General features: G+C 38.7%; 15 protein-coding genes. 10 read left to right on the forward strand and 5 right to left on the reverse strand.

Going from position 1 to position 15,015, the window contains the following annotated elements; all coding sequences use genetic code 11:
* Positions 1–2 precede the first annotated feature (2 nt).
* The 3 genes from AWW67_RS00775 (at position 3) to AWW67_RS00785 (ending at position 3,826) form a co-directional block, all read left to right on the forward strand.
* Positions 3–1,913, forward strand: a complete 1,911-nt coding sequence (locus AWW67_RS00775; protein ID WP_176699974.1) for a DUF3858 domain-containing protein — start codon at positions 3–5, stop codon at positions 1,911–1,913.
* Between the two features lie 45 nt (positions 1,914–1,958).
* The gene (locus tag AWW67_RS00780; protein WP_062299529.1) at positions 1,959–3,554 is read left to right on the forward strand and encodes a M1 family metallopeptidase; all 1,596 of its coding nucleotides are present in this window, start codon (positions 1,959–1,961) and stop codon (positions 3,552–3,554) included.
* Between the two features lie 62 nt (positions 3,555–3,616).
* Positions 3,617–3,826: an alkylphosphonate utilization protein gene (locus AWW67_RS00785; RefSeq protein ID WP_053223712.1), complete on the forward strand. Its 210-nt coding sequence runs from the start codon at positions 3,617–3,619 to the stop codon at positions 3,824–3,826.
* Between the two features lie 9 nt (positions 3,827–3,835).
* On the opposite strand, the gene AWW67_RS00790 is transcribed toward AWW67_RS00785, so the two are convergent.
* On the reverse strand, positions 3,836–4,288 hold the full coding sequence (locus AWW67_RS00790) for a GreA/GreB family elongation factor (protein ID WP_062299530.1): 453 nt from the start codon (positions 4,286–4,288) through the stop codon (positions 3,836–3,838).
* A gap of 130 nt (positions 4,289–4,418) precedes the next feature.
* Between AWW67_RS00790 and AWW67_RS00795 the strand changes: the two genes are divergently transcribed.
* Entirely contained in the window at positions 4,419–4,838 is a 420-nt protein-coding gene (locus AWW67_RS00795; protein WP_062299532.1) for a BLUF domain-containing protein, read from the forward strand.
* Here AWW67_RS00795 and AWW67_RS00800 read toward each other — a convergent pair.
* Genes AWW67_RS00800 through porX form a run of 3 tightly spaced genes read right to left on the reverse strand, consistent with a single transcriptional unit; the run spans position 4,835 to position 8,053 of the window.
* Positions 4,835–6,061, reverse strand: coding sequence for an alanine dehydrogenase (locus tag AWW67_RS00800; RefSeq protein ID WP_062299533.1), 1,227 nt, complete (start codon positions 6,059–6,061; stop codon positions 4,835–4,837). The two genes, AWW67_RS00795 and AWW67_RS00800, sit on opposite strands and share 4 nt — an antisense overlap.
* Complete coding sequence (gene tsaE, locus AWW67_RS00805) at positions 6,054–6,488, reverse strand: tRNA (adenosine(37)-N6)-threonylcarbamoyltransferase complex ATPase subunit type 1 TsaE (protein WP_062299535.1); 435 nt, start codon at positions 6,486–6,488, stop codon at positions 6,054–6,056. The genes AWW67_RS00800 and tsaE overlap by 8 nt, the downstream gene beginning before the upstream one ends.
* Positions 6,488–8,053 carry a T9SS response regulator signal transducer PorX gene (gene porX / locus AWW67_RS00810; RefSeq protein WP_062299536.1) on the reverse strand — a complete coding sequence of 522 codons (1,566 nt, stop codon included), beginning with the start codon at positions 8,051–8,053 and terminating at the stop codon, positions 6,488–6,490. Before porX ends, tsaE begins: the two co-directional genes overlap by 1 nt.
* Before the next feature lie 50 nt (positions 8,054–8,103).
* Here porX and AWW67_RS00815 point away from each other — a divergent pair, with 50 nt between their 5' ends.
* The 6 genes from AWW67_RS00815 to AWW67_RS00840 all read left to right on the forward strand — a co-directional run bounded on the left by AWW67_RS00815 (position 8,104) and on the right by AWW67_RS00840 (position 13,732).
* The gene (locus AWW67_RS00815) at positions 8,104–9,333 is read left to right on the forward strand and encodes an HD domain-containing protein (RefSeq protein WP_062299538.1); all 1,230 of its coding nucleotides are present in this window, start codon (positions 8,104–8,106) and stop codon (positions 9,331–9,333) included.
* A gap of 17 nt (positions 9,334–9,350) precedes the next feature.
* The gene (gene lpxD / locus AWW67_RS00820) at positions 9,351–10,370 is read left to right on the forward strand and encodes a UDP-3-O-(3-hydroxymyristoyl)glucosamine N-acyltransferase (RefSeq protein ID WP_062299539.1); all 1,020 of its coding nucleotides are present in this window, start codon (positions 9,351–9,353) and stop codon (positions 10,368–10,370) included.
* A gap of 24 nt (positions 10,371–10,394) precedes the next feature.
* Positions 10,395–11,783: a bifunctional UDP-3-O-[3-hydroxymyristoyl] N-acetylglucosamine deacetylase/3-hydroxyacyl-ACP dehydratase gene (locus AWW67_RS00825; RefSeq protein ID WP_062299541.1), complete on the forward strand. Its 1,389-nt coding sequence runs from the start codon at positions 10,395–10,397 to the stop codon at positions 11,781–11,783.
* A complete protein-coding gene (gene lpxA, locus AWW67_RS00830; protein WP_053223703.1) occupies positions 11,780–12,562 on the forward strand; it encodes an acyl-ACP--UDP-N-acetylglucosamine O-acyltransferase in 783 nt (260 codons plus the stop codon). Before AWW67_RS00825 ends, lpxA begins: the two co-directional genes overlap by 4 nt.
* A 1-nt stretch (position 12,563) precedes the next feature.
* Positions 12,564–13,181, forward strand: a complete 618-nt coding sequence (locus AWW67_RS00835) for an ABC transporter ATP-binding protein (RefSeq protein ID WP_062299542.1) — start codon at positions 12,564–12,566, stop codon at positions 13,179–13,181.
* Between the two features lie 62 nt (positions 13,182–13,243).
* A complete protein-coding gene (locus AWW67_RS00840; RefSeq protein ID WP_053223701.1) occupies positions 13,244–13,732 on the forward strand; it encodes a hypothetical protein in 489 nt (162 codons plus the stop codon).
* An 87-nt stretch (positions 13,733–13,819) separates the two neighbouring features.
* Here the strand turns inward: AWW67_RS00840 and AWW67_RS00845 are convergent, their stop codons facing one another.
* On the reverse strand, positions 13,820–15,004 hold the full coding sequence (locus AWW67_RS00845) for a phosphoglycerate kinase (protein ID WP_053223700.1): 1,185 nt from the start codon (positions 15,002–15,004) through the stop codon (positions 13,820–13,822).
* Between the last annotated feature and the right edge of the window lie 11 nt (positions 15,005–15,015).

Consider the following 15,015-nt stretch of genomic DNA (forward strand, 5'->3'; position numbering starts at 1 on the left):
GTTTGAAGGCTCAAAGAGAGAAAATCAAATTTGGAGCAGTTAGTTTATCAGATCTTCAAAGTGATGATTTCGAAAAATACGAGGATGCTGAGGCAGTTGTTCTTTTTGATGGAGGAGTGGCTAACTTTATTGAGGAAGAAGGCAGGTTCATTATAGTGTTTGAAAGAACCAGACGAATTAAGATTTTAACAAAATCTGGTTTAGATTTCTCAAATATCAATATTCCATACTATCAGCAGGATATGCGAAATACGGAATTGATTTATGACATTAAAGCAATGAGCCACACACTGGTAAATGGAGTTGATCAGAAAAATGAATTGAACAAAAGTGATATTTATGACGAAAAGATCAACAGCAATTGGCATCAAAAGAAATTTGCTATTCCAGGAGTTAAGGAGGGGTCGGTAATCGAATATTCTTACATATTGAAATCACCTTTCATGTTTAACCTTCCTGACTGGGAGTTTCAAAGTAAAATACCTACACAATACAGTGAGTACGAAGTGCATGTGGTGCCATTTTATGAATACACCTACCTAGCACAAGGGATTAAGAAGTTTGATTATTCAAACTCACAAGTGGGAATTGGTAGCCGAAGGTTTGCCACGATAGACTTTAAAGAAATGGTGTACGAGTTTGCCATGAAAGACACTCCTGCATTTACTGATGTTCAATACATAACCTCTATAAATGATTATATAATCAAAATGGATTGGCAGCTGGCAAAAATTATTCGTCCGAATGGTTCAAAAGAAGAAATAATAACTACTTGGGCTCAGATGGTTGAGAGCATGCTCAAGTCTGATAATTTCGGAAAGTTCATCAAATCGAGTTCAAAAAGTGTAGAGAAAATGATCAAAGATGATCAGCGCCTACAAGAAATTTCAAAATTGGAAAACTTTGAAAAAGCCAAAGAACTCACTCGATATGTAAAAGAAAACTACAGATGGAATCGAATGAGAGGAAAATATGCCTCTAAAAATGTAAAGGAGTTTCTAAATGAAACTACAGGATCTACTGCGGAACTCAACCTTTTCTTAATAGGAATGTTAAGGGCTTTTGATATTGAAGCTTATCCCGTTATACTGAGTACTCGAGATCATGGAAAGATAAAGATCGATTACCCTTTCGAGAGTTTTTTTAATACTTTGGCCATTTTAGTTGAGGTAGATCAGCAGCTTTATCTCACAGAAGCCACAGAAAAAGAGTTAGAATTTGGTAAACTACCCGCTGAATACCTCAATGAGAAAGGGCTAATCATAGATAATGAAAAACAAGGTTGGGTCGATCTAAATATAACCTTGCCTTCTTTAGAAAGTGAGGATATGAAACTTACATTGAATCCATCAACACTTAAACTTGAGGGTGAATTTGTAAAAACATTAACCGATTACGATGCCCTCCGGTACAAAAGAAACAAGAATTTAATTCAAACAGAGCTTAACAATAGTTATAACCTTATTGGAGATATCCAATACCCTGAAACAAACTCTCCTTCAACACCTTATACACTTAAGTATGAAGCTTCATACCCAGTGTCAACTTTTGAAGGAAAAATTTATTTTCACCCATTCTTGAACAAGGCTCCTACAATAAACCCACTAAAAGCCGAGGACAGAACTTACCCCGTAGATTTTACTTACAGTCAGAAGAAGCAGTTTAATACAATTATTGAGATTCCAGATGGCTATTCTTTTTCAGTAATACCTGAGAGTGTTCAATTTTCAAACTCATTAATTGATTTCTCATTTGAAACTCTTTTAGACCCTTCTAAGCAGAAAATGATAGCAATTTCAACTTACGTATTAAAAAAAGCCGTCTATGACCCTAAAGAATACAAACAGCTTAAAAGTTACTTAGCACAAATTACTGAGGCTTACAATAAGCAAATCACAGTGGAAAAACAGTGATTTTTATTTAAATTCCGTTTTTAGCATTCAACACCTAAATTCAATATGAAAAGAATAATCTTTTCCATAACCATATTATTCACGTGCTTCTCGCTTCTTGCCCAAAAACACCAAGAAAGGCTCAGTGCAATTGATGTTCAGCATTACCGGTTTGAAATTCAATTGACGGATGATTCTGACAAAATCAATGGAGTTGCTTTGGTTACAGTGAAGTTCAAGAAGGATCTTCAACAGTTCGATTTAGACCTTGTTAGAACAAAACCAAGTGGCAAGGGCATGACTGTAATTGCCTTAATGGCCGATGATAAAAAAATACCTTTTGAGCATTCTGGAGATAAATTAAACATCAACTATGCAGGCAAGGCAGGCCAAAGCCAAACTTTCACTATTGCCTATGAAGGAATTCCAGAAACTGGCCTTATCATTTCCAAAAACAAATTTGGCGACCGCACCTTCTTCGGAGATAATTACCCCGATCGTGGTCAACACTGGCTGCCCATTGTAGATCACCCTTCTGACAAAGCCACTGTAGAATGGGTGGTTACTGCACCGAGTCACTATCAGGTAGTGGGCAATGGGCTTTTGGTAGAGCGCACCAATATTAATGATAAAACCATGCTCACACATTGGAAAACAGAAGTTGAACTCCCTACCAAAGTAATGGTGATTGGCGTAGCGCGTTTTGCAATTCAGAATGTAGCCAATGTTTATGGCGCAACAGTTTCAAGTTGGATTTATCCGCAAGACAGAGAAAAAGGCTTTTATGATTATGCTCCTGCAGCTCCAATTTTAGATTGGTTTATTAACCATGTGGGTGATTACCCTTTTGCCAAATTGGCCAATGTTCAATCTAAAACACAGTTTGGAGGAATGGAAAACGCAGGTAATATTTTCTATTCTGAAAACTCTGTAACAGGAAAACGAAGTGTAGAAGGACTACTCGCACACGAAATTGCCCACCAGTGGTTTGGTAATTCGGCATCGGAAGGCAACTGGCATCACGCTTGGTTGAGCGAAGGTTTTGCCACCTATTTCACCATTCTTTATATGGAACAAAAATATGGCAGAACGAAGGCTTGGGAAACTGTTTTAGGAAATAGAAATCAGGTAATTGCTTTTAGTAAAAAGAACCGAGTGCCTATTGTAGACACTTCTGTAGAAAACTATATGGAAATTCTGAATGCCAACACTTATCAAAAAGGGGGCTGGGTGCTGCATATGCTTAGAAAAGAGGTGGGTGACGAAATGTTTTGGGAAGCAATTCGCAAGTACTATAACAAATACAAGTTCTCTAATGCGCTATCTGACGATTTGAAAGAGGTTTTTGAGTCCGTTTCAGGCAAAGACTTCGATGCTTTTTTCAAACAATGGGTGTATCAAGCAGGTCAACCAGAAATAGAAGCCACATGGAGTTACTCTAAAGGCCAATTGAACTTAGAGCTGAACCAAACCCAGAAAGAAGATTTCACTTTCAATTTAGAAATTGAATTGGTGTATTCGGATGGTTCAACAGAACGTAAAACCATTTTGGTAAATTCAAAAAATCAAAAATGGACTCCAAAATTAGGCAATAAACCCGTTAAAGTAATTCTTGATCCAGATGCTTGGTTACTTTTTGAAGCTACCTTAAAAGAAAAGTAGGTTTTTTGAACCGAAAACCCTTTTCAACAAAACCTTTATCTTTGCGGCTTATTCAATAACAAATGGAAACGAAAGACAGTAACGGTAACATTCTAGAAGACGGTGATTCAGTTCACGTAACCAAAGATTTGAAAGTAAAAGGAATGAACACTACCCTAAAAAGAGGCAACTTAATTAAGGGCATTCGACTAACGGGTAGTCCGGAAGAAGTAGAATGTAGGGTAGGAAAAAGCCAAATTGTATTGAAAACAATGTTTTTGAAGAAGGCTTAAGTCTAATTTTTAGAGAACTTCAAGGAGGTTGATTTGTTTTCCACCGAACTCAAATGAATCTCCTTTCTTTTTGCCCAACATGGCCCTACCTATTGGCGAAGCTGGTGAGACTGCAAAATACACTCCCCCTTCCTCCTTAATTTGCCCTAAAGACACCGAAACGAAATATTTAGCGCTTGCGGTAATGGCCAAGGCGCCAAGTTCAACTTGTTCGTTCCTCTTGTCAGTATTAATTTGAGATAAGCCCATTTTCATTTTGGAAACCTCTGAAAGCTGGGTAGCTAATTTCTCCTTTTCGAGGTGCATCATAGCGCGACCAGTTTCATACTTATCGCCAGCGCTACTCTTTGTTTCCTCATTGGCCGAAGCTTGTGCATTACGCATGGCTTCTTCAATATGAGCCACTCGCTCGTCAACGAGTTTGAGGCATAAATCATAAATTTTGGCTTTGATTTCGAACATTTACGCAAGGTGGTTCAAGATATTCTCACGTACAAATCGCAAAAGAGAATTTCTTTAAAAACGACCTTTTACGACTATAATTTAGAAACTTAAAAAGTATTGTTAACTTTCTATCCTAACCGAGACTCACATGCTTTACGAATTAATTTATTACAGCAAAGCTGTGCTCAATAGTGAAGATTACGATATAGAAAGTATTCTTGAAACCGCACGTGAGTTTAATGCCAAACATCACATTACTGGCTGTCTTCTTTTTCACAACAATCAGTTTTTACAAATTCTAGAAGGAGATTTTGATCGGATTAATGCACTCTATAAAAGCATTCGTAGAGATGAGCGACATCATAGCGTCATTACTCTCTGTATGCAAGAAATTAACACCTTATCTTTCAGAAATTGGAGCATGGCCTATCAGAAATTCACAAATGACTCAATAAAAAGCACCCTTGGTATTGATGATTTTCATAAAATCATAGAGAGTGAAAACTTTGGAAAAACCTCCAAAGACATTTTCAAAAAAATAAGCAACACAATTCTTGAGACGAGTTAAAAGCGGGCGGCCAGCAAAAGGCCTAAGTCTTTAAAAGGAAGGTTAAACCTTCTAGCGATTGCTAAGTTTGTGGTACTTCCTTTATAGGCATAAACCCCCTTATTAAACCAACCATACTGATACATCATATCATCTACTCCACCTACTTCCGCAATTTTTAAAAGAACGGGTGTCAGAATATTGCTCAAAGCCGTGGTAGCGGAACGAGCAGCCCTGGAAGCGATATTCGGAACGCAGTAATGAATCACATCATATTTTGTGAAAGTTGGTTTAGCATGGCTCGTGCATTCAGAAGTTTCTATGCAGCCACCTTGGTCAATAGAAACATCAATGATTACAGCACCAGATTTCATTTGAGACACCATTTCCTCTGTCACCACGCAACGAGCCCTTCCCTTTTCTGCACGTAGGGCTCCGATTACCACATCGGCAGATTTTAAAGATTGCGCGAGTGTTACCGAGTCGATGGTGGAGGTAAAAACCTGGCTTCCAAGCTTATGTTTTATTCTTCGAAGTTTATAGAGTTCATTATCGAAAATCCGAACTTCGGCACCTAAACCCAAAGCCGCTCTGGCTGAATATTCGCCTACGGTACCTGCTCCCAGAATTATAACTCTGCTAGGCGGAACCCCTGTAATTCCACCTAAAACTACCCCCTTGCCCCCGCTCACGGTACTCATTAATTCAGATGCGATAGGAATAGCCATACTTCCTGCCAATTCGCTCATGGCATTCACAATCGGAAGCCCACCTACTTTGTCTTCCAACATTTCATAGCCAATGGCGGTAATTTTTTTTCTGTTTAAGGCATTAAAATATTCAGCTGATGAGCTACCCAATTGTAAAGCGGAGAAAAGGGTTGAACCAGGTTTCATCAAAGCAATTTCCTTTAAGGTAGGTGGCTCAACTTTTACTATAATATTAGCCTCAAATGCTTCCTTATTCGAATAGACTATTTTTGAACCTTGCTCGCTAAAGTCGTTGTCTAAGAAAAATGTCTTTTTACCTGCACTTTGCTCTACCAATACCTCTTGTCCATTATTTACCAGAATACCAGTAGCAGCAGGGGTAAGCGCAATGCGACTTTCCTGATAAGATATTTCGCTAGGAATGGAAATATTGAGCGACTTACTGCCCGACTTAACCTTCATTAACTTTTCTTGGGGGTAAAGGCTACTCTCCTTGGCCAATTCAGCAAACCCCGATTTCTTACCCTCAGTCATGTTTAGTTAGTTTAATTACTCTGGAACTATCGTCTAATACCTCAATGAATATCTTCATATACTCATCAGGAATCAATTCACTAATTTTTTCAGGCCATTCGATCAAACACAAATTACCAGAATCGAAATATTCTTCCACTCCAATATTGGCCAGTTCTTCAATGTCTTCAATTCTATAAAAATCGAAATGGTAAATGGTTCGCCCGCTATTAGTCAGGTATTCATTTACCAACGAAAAAGTTGGACTCTGCACTAAATCCATCACTCCTAAATTATTGCAAATTGCTTTTGAGAGCGTGGTTTTACCAGCTCCCATTTGCCCCATTAGCAGCCAAATATTATGCTCCTTACCAAAAGCTGTTATTTTTTGGGCTACGTTTTTTAAATCGTTTAGCCCTTTTGATTCCAAGCGCAATTCAGTAGTCATTATGCCCTTTTCGAATTTAGCGAAATAAAAGGAATAATCATTTCGTCCATAGAGATACCTCCATGTTGAAATGTGTCCTTATAGTATTTCACGTAATGATTAAAGTTATTTGGGTAAGCGAAGAACAAGTCTTCCGTGGCAAATGCATAAGATGTAGAAACATTTGGTCTTGGCAGGTGAATTTTCTCTGGGTCGCGCACCGTATAAATGGCCTGACTTTCTTTATAGCCTAAATTCTTCCCATGCTTATACCTTAAGTTGGTGTTCACTGTTTTATCGCCAGCAATTTTAAAGGCCTTTTTAACCCTATAAGTACCATGATCGGTGGTAATCATTACCCGTAAGCCTTTGTCGCTAATCATTTTCAGAAGCTCGAACAAAGGCGAATGTAAAAACCACGATTTGGTTAATGAACGATAAGCTGATTCATCCGCTGCCAGTTCGCGAATCATTCGCATATCTGTTCGGGCATGAGAGAGCATATCTACAAAATTGTAAACCACCACGTTCAAATCATTCTGAAGCAGATTATTAAACTGGTCGTTCAACTGCTTTCCTTGTGAAGAATGAATGATTTTATTGTAGCTCGTTTTTATGTTCAACCTTAACCTTTGAATCTGCCGCTTTAAGAACTCCTCTTCATTGTTGTTCTTTCCTTCATCATCTTCATCATTATCGCTCACCCATAAATCCCTTTCCCTTTTCGACATTTCTAAAGGCATTTGACCTGAAAAAATAGAATTTCTGGCATAAGCTGTAGTGGTAGGCAAAATGGAATAATAAGCTGATTCTTCAAGTATGTTAAAATAATCTGTCAACTCACCTTCAATGGTTTTCCATTGGTCGTAACGCAGATTATCAATCACAATCAGAAATAAGGGTTTATCCTTAACTTGCGGAAAGACCTTTGTTTTCAGTAAGTTATTCGAAAGCAACGGACGGTCGATATTTGGATCATTCAACCAATCTTCATAATTATCGATTACAAACTGAGCAAAATTACTATTGGCTTCAATTTTCTGCATGTCCAAAATTTCGGCCATGCTTTTATTTTCTGTTTTATCAATTTCAAGTTCCCAATACACCAGTTTTTTATGAATTTCAACCCACTCTTTATGATCCATATATTCATTATAGGCCATACTGATGTTTCTAAACTCTTGCTGGTATTCAATATTAGTACGCTCGGTTACTAACCTTTTATTATCAAGAATTTTCTTTACGGAAAGTAAAATCTGACTTGGATTCAAAGGTTTGATCAAATAATCGGCAATATGAGAGCCAATGGCTTCTTCCATAATGCTCTCTTCTTCGCTTTTAGTAATCATTACCACAGGCAAAGAAGGTCGCTTACTTTTAATGTATTTGAGGGTTTCAAGGCCCGTCATACCAGGCATATTCTCATCTAAAAAAACCACATCAAACTGCTGGTCTTCAACCGCCTCAATAGCATCTGCCCCACTCGCAACGGGAGTAATGTCATAACCTCTATCAGTAAGAAACAAGATGTGTGGTTTAAGCAGGTCTATCTCATCATCTGCCCATAAAATATTATATCTTTGCATAGCTTCGCTTTAGCAACAAGCCCGAATTTAAAGGAATTAACGCACAAACTTTGAACAAAAAAAAGATAATCAACGATCCGGTTTACGGATTTATCACAATTAGAAGCGAACTGATTTTCGATATCATCGATCACCCCTATTTTCAGCGGCTTAGAAGAATCAAGCAACTTGGCCTAACAGACCTGATTTACCCAGGTGCACACCATACCCGATTCCACCATGCATTGGGTGCTAAACACCTGATGGGAGCCACTTTAGAGAACCTCAGAAACAAGGGCGTTGAAATTTCTGATGCTGAATTTGAAGGTGCAATGATTGCCATTCTCTTACACGACATTGGTCATGGCCCTTTTTCTCATGCCCTAGAATTTAGTTTGTTAGAAGGCGTGCCTCATGAGCAAATTTCTAGGATGATTATTTCTAAACTGAATAAAGAATTCAATGGTCAGCTAGATCTCGCACTTGAAATCTTCAATGGCAGCTACCCTAAGAAATTCCTTTCCGAACTTGTTTCCAGTCAGCTCGACATCGACAGACTAGATTACCTCAAAAGAGACAGTTTCTTTACTGGCGTTTCAGAAGGCACAATTGGAGCTGACAGAATCATCAAAATGCTCGATGTACATGAAGGCAGATTGGTAGTTGAAGAAAAAGGAATTTACAGTATTGAAAATTTCTTGAGTGCCAGAAGGTTAATGTACTGGCAAGTGTACTTGCACAAAACTAGCGTAAGTGCAGAAAAAATGCTCATTGCTATTATTAAGCGAGCAAGAAAATTAGCTAAAAAGGAGAAACCACTCTTCTACACACCAGCCTTAGGTATTTTTCTAAAAGAACAAGTTGGGATTGATCGTTTTGCTACTGAACCCGCCATTTTAGATGCCTTTTTACAACTAGACGATTATGATGTTTGGGCAGCGATTAAGGTATGGGTAAATCATGAAGATCCTATTTTATCAAAACTATGTAGAATGCTCTTAGATCGAGAGCTCTTTAGAATTACGATTTCAAACGAGCCACCTTCCAAAGAAGAAATTAAAGCAGATGAAGCGAAAATTGCGGAAGCCTACCAATTGGAAGCTAAAGATGTGAAATATTACTTCTCACACGGCAAATTGACGAACAGTGCTTATATGGCCTCAGATAAGGAGATACTAATTCTTTCTAAATCGGGCGAAGTAAGAGGTGTAACAGAAGCAGCTGACTTACCGAACATCAAAGCCATGAGCAAAATCGTCCGTAAATATTATCGATGCTGGCCAAAAGACATATCTTTGTGACACTCAAAATTTTATGAATGGAAATATCAGTACAACAAGTTGCGCAACTTCTTGAAGGAAAGGTAGATGGAGATGGAAGCCAGATGGTCAGTCGGCTAGAAAAAATTGAAGAAGCCACCGCTGGAAGTATTGCCTTTTTAGCCAACCCAAAATACACCGAATACATCTATACAACTAGCGCTACGGCCATAATTGTAAAAGAAGATTTAGAGTTAAAAAAAGAAATAAACGCAGCACTAATAAGAGTTACCGACCCTTACTCAAGTTTTTCTAAACTTTTGGAAGAATACCAAAAGCTCACTCAAATTCAAAAATCGGGCATTGAACAACCTTCTTTTCAAAGCATCACAAGCCAAATTGAAGAAGACGTTTACTTAGGTGCTTTTTCTTATTTAGGTGAAAATGTGAAAATCGGAAAGGGCACAAAAATATACCCCAATTGCGTGATTGGCGACAATGTAACCATTGGAGAAAACACCATATTATTTGCTGGAGTGAAAGTGTATGCCGACTGCAAAATTGGCAACCATTGTAAAATTCATTCGGGGGTAGTGATTGGCAGCGAGGGTTTTGGTTATGCACCTCAACCCGATGGCACATTCAAAGCTATTCCACAAACCGGCAATGTAGTCATTCACAACCATGTAGATATTGGCGCAAATACTGTTGTGGACTGTGCAACCATGGGCTCTACCATTATCAAAGATGGAGCTAAAATAGACAACTTAGTACAGATAGCCCACAACGTTGAAATTGGAGAAAACACAGCCATTGCCTCGCAAGCTGGAATTTCGGGCAGCGCAAAAATTGGTAAAAATGTAATGATTGGTGGGCAAGCAGGAATTACTGGCCATTTGACAATTGCCGATAAAGTAGTTATTGGCCCTCAGTCTGGTGTTCCAAAAACCATTGAAGACCAAGGCATTTACACAGGAACCCCAATTATGGATCACAGGGAATTTCTTAAGGCAAGTATCGCGATAAGAAAACTTCCAGAGTTATTAAGAAGAGTCAGCCAACTCGAAAAAAAGGGTTAAATTTGTCGAATTTTTGAGGAGAAAATGAAGAACAAACAACATACGATCAAAAAACCGGTAACGGTATCAGGCGTAGGTTTACATACAGGGGTAATTTCAAACATGACGTTTAACCCCGCCCCTGCAAATCACGGAATTAAGTTTCAAAGAATAGACCTTGAAACCCAGCCTATAGTAGATGCAGACGTAGATTATGTCGTTGACCTTTCAAGAGGAACTACCATTGAGCACAACGGTGCGAGAATCAACACGGTTGAACACACATTAGCTGCCTTGGTAGGCTTAGAAATAGACAATGTACTTATTCAATTAGACGGACCAGAGCCCCCAATCATGGACGGTAGCTCTCGAATGTTTATTGACGCTCTTGAAACCGTAGGCTTTGAAGAACAAAATGCACTCAGAAATTTCTATGAAATTACAGAGAGTATTCGCTACAAAGATCCAGAAAGAGATGTAGAAATTGCAGCCTTGCCCTTAGACGATTTTCGTGTAACGGTAATGGTAGACTATAATTCTCCGGTATTGGGTAGTCAACATGCATCACTGAACCATATCAGTGATTTCAAAAAAGAAATCTCATCAAGCAGAACATTCTGCTTCCTACATGAGTTAGAAATGCTGCACAAAAATAACCTTATCAAAGGTGGAGATTTAAACAACGCTATTGTGGTTGTAGATCGTGTAGTGAAAGAAAATGAGCTCGATTATTTAGCTGAACTTTTCAACAAACCAAAAGTTGAAGTTAGACATGAGGGTATTCTCAATAATGTGGAACTGAGACATAAAAACGAACCTGCAAGACATAAACTATTAGACGTTGTGGGTGATTTAGCCTTAATTGGAAGACCTTTGAAAGCTCAAATTTTAGCAGCAAGGCCAGGCCACGCAGCCAATGTAGCTTTTGCTAAAAAAGTAAAAAAGGAGATGCAGTTGGCAAAAAATTCGGCTCCACAATATGACCCAAAAATAGATCCGGTGATGGACATCAACCAGATCATGCAGATTCTTCCGCACCGCTACCCCTTCCTTTTGATTGATAAAATCATTCATTTGGATGAAACAATGGTGGCAGGGATTAAAAATGTTACAATGAACGAGCATTTCTTCTTAGGACACTTTCCAGGTAACCCTGTGATGCCGGGTGTTTTACAAATTGAAGCAATGGCGCAAATCGGTGGGATTTTGGTACTCAATACTGTGCCTGATCCAGAAAATTACACTCCGTACTTCCTTGGAATCGACAAATGTAAATTCAGAAAGATGGTGATTCCAGGAGATACCCTTAAATTTAAATGTGAGCTAACTGCCCCTATCAAAAGAGGTATTGCTCAAATGAATGGTACCGCTTACGTTGGGAACACCCTTGTTTGCGAAGCCGCAATGACCGCTAGAATTGTTAAAAATCAATGAATCAGCCTTTAGCATACATTCATCCAGAAGCAAAAATTGCCCCTAATGTGGTGGTAGAGCCTTTTGTGACCATAAGTAAAAATGTCACAATTGATGAAGGCAGTTGGATAGGCCCCAATGTTACCATCATGGAAGGTGCACGAATTGGCAAAAATGTGAAAATTTTTCCTGGAGCGGTTATTTCAGCAGTTCCCCAAGACCTAAAGTTTGGCGGAGAAGAAACCACGCTTGAAATTGGTGACAACACCGTAATTCGAGAATGTGTAACACTGAATAGAGGCACACACGCCACAAAAAAAACAACCATAGGCAAAGATTGCTTGGTGATGGCCTACACACACGTAGCACACGATTGCCATATTGGAGACAATTGTATTTTAGTTAATGCAGTTCAATTGGCAGGCCATGTTACTATTGAAGATTGGGCCATTATTGGAGGCGCGGCAGCTGTTCATCAATTTGTGAAAATTGGAGCACACACCATGGTTTCTGGTGGTTCGTTGGTAAGAAAAGATGTTCCTCCATATACAAAAGCAGGACGTGAGCCATTGAGTTATGCTGGCATCAACTCCGTAGGCTTAAGAAGAAGAGGTTTTGCGAACGAGAAAATAGCCGAAATTCAAGAAGTGTACCGATACATCTTTCTTAAAGGCTTAAATAACTCAAAAGCACTTGACCTTTTAGAAGTAGAAATGCCGCCATCAAGAGAAAGAGATGAAATTATCAATTTCTTTAGAAGCTCTGACCGAGGTGTAATGAAAGGCTATACGGCCAGATGAAATGAGAATTGAGGTTGAAAACCTAGGGAAAAAATATGCGAAGGAATGGATATTCAGAAAACTGGATATGCAATTCGATTCTCAATTTTCTTATGCCATTACCGGCCCAAACGGTAGTGGAAAATCAACCTTACTTCAAACTCTTACGGGTGTTTTTCTTCCAACTGAAGGAACTGTCTCTTACTTTAAAGAAGATGAAAACATACTAGAGGAAGACTTCTATAAGCATTTAGACATAGTCACTCCTTATTTAGAACTGATTGAAGAATTTACTTTAGATGAATTTTTAAAATTTCATTTCAAGTTTAAGCGCTTATCGGAGGGGGTTTCTATTGACGACTTTGTTCAGCATGTCTATTTAGAAAAAGATAGAGACAAGCAACTTCAGAACTTTTCGTCAGGTATGAAACAAAGGTTAAAGCTCGGCTTGGCCTTTTACTCTCAAAGCCCTATTTGTTTTTTAGATGAACCCACTTCTAATTTAGATGAACAAGGTACTGATTGGTATTTGGCCCACGTAAAAAGGGCACTGGATAAGAAATTAGTCATTATAAGCTCAAACCAGAAACATGAATATGATTTCTGTGATAAGGTTATAAACATTCCCGACTTTAAATAAAATAGAGAAAGGGTTGAAATCCCCTATTTTATAATTATTATTGGTTTTATAACTAAAGAATTATGTTCAGAATCAAGCATCTCTCATTCTTATTGATCGCGCTATTCGCACTTACCTTATCATCATGTGGTGGTGGGGGTGGTGGAGGCGGAGACGACACTCCAACCCTTACGGCTGAAGAGCAAAGGCTTTTAGATTTAGTAGGCACTACTGGTGTTACTTATGAAGCTACTTCAATTACCTTTAACGGTGTTGCCGCTACTGGCTTTGACGACTTCACTCTTACCTTAAGAGGAACGGCTTCGAGCAAAACGTATTCGACTACAGACGGTGATCCTGTTTTTAAAGCTACAGGATCATGGGCATTCAATGGCACCAACATCAATCAAATTTTTATTGATGGAAACTCTAGTAACACTTTTGTAGTATCGGCTTTTAACGCAAGTGCTGGCACATTTACCTTAACTGTTGATTTTGTAGCCAGCGGAGGAGTAGCTGCAGGAATGAATGGTACAAATGGAACTTATGTTTTCAACTTGGTGAAACAATAAAAAATTCAGACAACCTTAACTATGAAAAGAGCCGTTTCAGAAATTCTAAAACGGCTCTTTACTTTTACTGGTAATGTGGTTAACTAACTATCCTAAAGCCACAACGCCTGGAAGCTCTTTTCCTTCCATATACTCAAGCAAGGCTCCTCCACCAGTAGAAACATAAGACACATCATCACCGTAGCCCAAAAGGTTTACTGCTGCCGCAGAGTCACCTCCACCAATCAATGAAAAAGCTCCATTCTTAGTTGCTTCAACGATGGCTTCGGCTACAGCTTTTGTGCCGTTGGCAAAATTTTCCATTTCAAAAACGCCCATTGGGCCGTTCCATAAAATGGTTTTAGAATCTCTTACTGTACGTGAGAAAACTTCAGCTGCTTGCGGCCCAATATCTAAGCCCATCCAACCTGAAGGAATCGCATTGTTCATAGCAATATCAGTGTTGGCATCATTGCTGAAAGCATCGGCAATTACCGAATCGATAGGGAGCATAAGGTCAACTCCTAGAGATTTTGCCTTTTGAATCAATTCTAAAGCAAGAGGCAATTTATCTTCTTCCACTAGTGAGTTACCAATGTTTCCACCCATGGCCTTGAAAAAGGTATAAGACATTCCACCACCAATAATGAGGTGGTCTACTTTCTCCAACAACCTTTCTATAATCATGATTTTATCAGAAATTTTTGCTCCTCCCATAATAGCGGTGTATGGCTTTTCTGATTTATCCAGCACCTTCTGTGCATTCTCAAGCTCTGCCTGCATTACATACCCACAGCCCTTTTCATTAAAAAATTGAGCAATAATAGAAGTTGAAGCATGCGCTCTGTGTGCTGTTCCGAATGCATCGTTAATGTATACATCACCGTGTTCAGCTAATGATTTTGCGAAGTCTACATTGCCTTTGGTTTCTTCGGTATAGAACCTCAAGTTTTCAAGCAAAAGAATCTCACCGCTCTTTAAGTTAGCTGATAAGGATTTTGCTTGTTCACCAACGCAGTCATCTCCAAACAATACCTTTCTATCAAACACTTCGCTTAAATGAGAAACTAAATGCTGTAACGAATATTTATCCTCTGGCCCAGTTTTCGGTCTGCCCAAATGCGACATTAATACTACCGCTCCTCCATTATCCAAAACATATTGAATAGTTGGAATTGCCGCCCTGATTCGGGTATCGTCAGTAATTTCGAATTTATCGTTTAGTGGAACGTTAAAATCCACTCTAATTAGTGCTCGCTTTCCTTTAAAGTCAAAGTCGGTAATGTTCTTCATATTTTCTGTTC

The organism is Roseivirga seohaensis, from assembly GCF_001592945.1.
Classification (GTDB): domain Bacteria; phylum Bacteroidota; class Bacteroidia; order Cytophagales; family Cyclobacteriaceae; genus Roseivirga; species Roseivirga seohaensis.

Excerpts from the sequence above, each read along its gene's own strand:
- AWW67_RS00825 (WP_062299541.1), top strand. The coding sequence starts at position 10,395 with ATGAAGAACAAACAACATACGATCAAAAAACCGGTAACGGTATCAGGC.
- porX (WP_062299536.1), bottom strand. The coding sequence starts at position 8,053 with ATGCAAAGATATAATATTTTATGGGCAGATGATGAGATAGACCTGCTT.
- AWW67_RS00840 (WP_053223701.1), top strand. The coding sequence starts at position 13,244 with ATGTTCAGAATCAAGCATCTCTCATTCTTATTGATCGCGCTATTCGCA.
- AWW67_RS00795 (WP_062299532.1), top strand. The coding sequence starts at position 4,419 with ATGCTTTACGAATTAATTTATTACAGCAAAGCTGTGCTCAATAGTGAA.
- lpxD (WP_062299539.1), top strand. The coding sequence starts at position 9,351 with ATGGAAATATCAGTACAACAAGTTGCGCAACTTCTTGAAGGAAAGGTA.
- AWW67_RS00845 (WP_053223700.1), bottom strand. The coding sequence starts at position 15,004 with ATGAAGAACATTACCGACTTTGACTTTAAAGGAAAGCGAGCACTAATT.
- AWW67_RS00780 (WP_062299529.1), top strand. The coding sequence starts at position 1,959 with ATGAAAAGAATAATCTTTTCCATAACCATATTATTCACGTGCTTCTCG.
- lpxA (WP_053223703.1), top strand. The coding sequence starts at position 11,780 with ATGAATCAGCCTTTAGCATACATTCATCCAGAAGCAAAAATTGCCCCT.
- tsaE (WP_062299535.1), bottom strand. The coding sequence starts at position 6,488 with ATGACTACTGAATTGCGCTTGGAATCAAAAGGGCTAAACGATTTAAAA.
- AWW67_RS00790 (WP_062299530.1), bottom strand. The coding sequence starts at position 4,288 with ATGTTCGAAATCAAAGCCAAAATTTATGATTTATGCCTCAAACTCGTT.
- AWW67_RS00785 (WP_053223712.1), top strand. The coding sequence starts at position 3,617 with ATGGAAACGAAAGACAGTAACGGTAACATTCTAGAAGACGGTGATTCA.
- AWW67_RS00800 (WP_062299533.1), bottom strand. The coding sequence starts at position 6,061 with ATGACTGAGGGTAAGAAATCGGGGTTTGCTGAATTGGCCAAGGAGAGT.
- AWW67_RS00835 (WP_062299542.1), top strand. The coding sequence starts at position 12,564 with ATGAGAATTGAGGTTGAAAACCTAGGGAAAAAATATGCGAAGGAATGG.